Source organism: Aquabacterium sp. (genome assembly GCF_030652515.1).
Classification (GTDB): domain Bacteria; phylum Pseudomonadota; class Gammaproteobacteria; order Burkholderiales; family Burkholderiaceae_C; genus Aquabacterium.
In genome coordinates this window covers 1-2,374 of sequence record NZ_JAUSAR010000160.1, presented here as the reverse complement: position 1 = coordinate 2,374, position 2,374 = coordinate 1, and the positions used below count along the sequence as shown (strand labels likewise).

General features: G+C 62.0%; 4 protein-coding genes and 1 pseudogene. 3 read left to right on the top strand and 2 right to left on the bottom strand.

What is annotated here, in order from left to right; genetic code table 11:
• A pseudogene (gene rpsL / locus Q7V20_RS18400) lies at positions 1-121 on the bottom strand (30S ribosomal protein S12); the annotation flags it as partial.
• 285 nt (positions 122-406) lie between these two features.
• On the opposite strand from rpsL, the gene Q7V20_RS18395 reads away from it, so the two are divergent.
• Entirely contained in the window at positions 407-1,045 is a 639-nt protein-coding gene (locus tag Q7V20_RS18395; protein WP_304794605.1) for a PEP-CTERM sorting domain-containing protein, read from the top strand.
• 10 nt (positions 1,046-1,055) lie between these two features.
• On the opposite strand, the gene Q7V20_RS18390 is transcribed toward Q7V20_RS18395, so the two are convergent.
• The gene (locus Q7V20_RS18390) at positions 1,056-1,868 is read right to left on the bottom strand and encodes a mechanosensitive ion channel family protein (protein ID WP_304794602.1); all 813 of its coding nucleotides are present in this window, start codon (positions 1,866-1,868) and stop codon (positions 1,056-1,058) included.
• Between the two features lie 94 nt (positions 1,869-1,962).
• On the opposite strand from Q7V20_RS18390, the gene Q7V20_RS18385 reads away from it, so the two are divergent.
• Both Q7V20_RS18385 and Q7V20_RS18380 read left to right on the top strand, forming a co-directional pair.
• Positions 1,963-2,241 (top strand): hypothetical protein, encoded by a 279-nt coding sequence (locus Q7V20_RS18385; protein WP_230182815.1) that lies wholly within the window; start codon positions 1,963-1,965, stop codon positions 2,239-2,241.
• The coding region (locus Q7V20_RS18380) for an HIT domain-containing protein (RefSeq protein WP_304794608.1) at positions 2,241-2,374 on the top strand (134 nt) is incomplete at its 3' end. The genes Q7V20_RS18385 and Q7V20_RS18380, both read left to right, overlap by 1 nt.

Below are 2,374 nucleotides of genomic sequence, written 5' to 3'. Positions count from 1 at the left end.
TGGTGGTGTACACGCGAGTGCACACGCCACGACGCTGCGGGCAATTTTGCATCGCAGGCGATTTGGATTTCGTCACCTCGACCTTGCGGCCATGGCGAACGAGCTGATTGATCGTTGGCATTTTGGTAGGTTCCCGTTGATAAATTCACCTGAAAACGTTCGTTGACAACGCTGTTCAAGCAAGCACAAAACGGCCCTCGCCTGGCGTTCTCAATGAAGAAAGCGCCGATGCGAAAGCCGAAAAGCCTTCCATTGTAGAACTGATGGGGGGATGGTGGCAAGGGGCATCGTCAAATCGGCCCTGGCAGGCCGTTTGTCCGGGTTTCTGTCCCCTCATTGATGGTGATGTCAAGTTAACCCGAAAGGGTTACATTCAAGGGAATCACAGGAAGTCAAAGGAAAACCCATGTTCGCAAAGTCTCACGCCGTGGGCGCCGTCCTGGCCATCGCCTCCCTGGCCCCGCTTTCCGCGCACGCCGCGGCAAACACCTTCCAGTTTTATGGCAATGGCCCCTTGACCGACACCGTCAGCGTCGCCCCCACCTACATCTCGGGCAACCTGGGCGTGACGCTGCGGGCTTTCGACACCACGGGCAAGTCCCTGGCGCTGGCCATCCGCTTCGACGGCCTGGGCGCCTACGGCGGCGGCCTGGATGCCACCGAAGTCGACAGCCTGCTGGGCGGCCCGGTTGAATACCTGGAGTTGACCTTCAACAAGGCGGTCAAGCTCAATGCCCTGAGTTTCTCTCTGTGGGAAAACGGCCTGTTCGGCCCGATCGATCAAGCCACGCTGTCCTGGGGCAGCCAGTCGCTGGCCTTGGGCACCAACAATGACCACGGCCTGCTGGTCAAGACCTTCTCGTGGGCTGACGCCACCGCGCCTGCCGGCACGACGTTCAAAATCACCAGCGCCGGCAACCTGTCGTCTTTCCGCCTGGCGGGCATTGGCGCCACCGCAGTGCCCGAGCCCACCACCTTGGCGCTGATGGGCCTGGGCTTGGCAGGTATCGCCTTCACGGCACGCCGCTCAAACCGCCAGGTCTGATCATTCCGGCTCACGCCTGGGCCACTTTGTGGATCTGGGTGAGCGCTGGCGCTGGCCAACCGGCCTCCTGGCATACCCGGACAATGGCCTCGTTGGTGGCGAAGTACACCTGCCAGTAGTGATCGTTGTGGGTGTAGGGACGCACGGCAATCTGTGGCCCTTCCAGCTTCATGTCCAGCAAGTTGATCTCCGGCGCAGGCGTGATGGCCACATTGGGGATCTGCGCCACCGCCGCCTTGAATCGGGCGATCGCGTCCAGCGGATCCACGCCATTGGCCAACTGCGCCAGGCGCTCCACCCGGCGCACCGGCAGGGCGTTGAAATTCTGGATGGTGTCGCCAAAAATCTTGCCATTGCCGACCAGGGTCATCACGTTGTCGGGCGTGACGATGGTGGTGCCGAACAGCCCCAGCTCGCGCACAGTGCCGACGGTGCCCCCGATCGAGACGAAATCCCCGACCTTGAAGGGGCGCAGCACCAGCATGAAGGCTCCGGCCGCGAAGTTGCCCAGCAAGCCGCTCCAGGCCGCGCCGATGGCCACGCCCGCGCCGGCCAGCATGGCCGCGAACGAGGTGGTCTGGATGCCGAAATAACCCAGGATGCCCAGCACCAGGGTGATGTTCAGGGCCACGTTGACGATGGAGCCGAGGTACTTGGTCAGCGTCGGATCGACGTGGTTGCGGTTCATGGCCGCCGAAATCAGCCGCACCACCTTGCCGATCAGCCACCGGCCGATGATCCAGAAGGCAATGGCGGCCGCGATCTTGAGGGCCAGTTCGGTGGCCGTCGTGCTCATGAAGACCTTGATCGCGTCCATGTCCATGCTGAAATCCTCCGCTGCGGTTGGTGTTTAGGCAGCGCAGATTTTACGCATGCGGCATGACGCGAGACAATCCCGGATCAAACAAGGAGTCGCGATGATCGTGCGGATTGAAATTGACCAATATGAACCAGGCACGTACGAGTACCGGGTGACCGACCATGGCGAGACGCTGTTCGGCGACGCCGGGCTCAGTTCGGTGCTGGAGACCATCGTGTCGGCCGTGGAGGGGCTGGCGCCCAGCGTCGTGGGGGTCGAGATCTGGTACCGAGGCGTCGTGTCCGGCACCTACCCTTTGAGCGTGGTGGCCATGAGCTCGGACCAGATCGCGGAACATGCCGTCAACACGACGGCCGCCATCGAGGAGGTGATGTGATGGCTTACGACTCGCAAAACATTTTCGCCAAGATCCTGCGCGGCGAGATCCCCTGCATCAAGCTGTACGAGGACGAGCACACGCTGGCCTTCATGGACATCATGCCGCAGGCCGATGGCCACGCGCTGGTGAT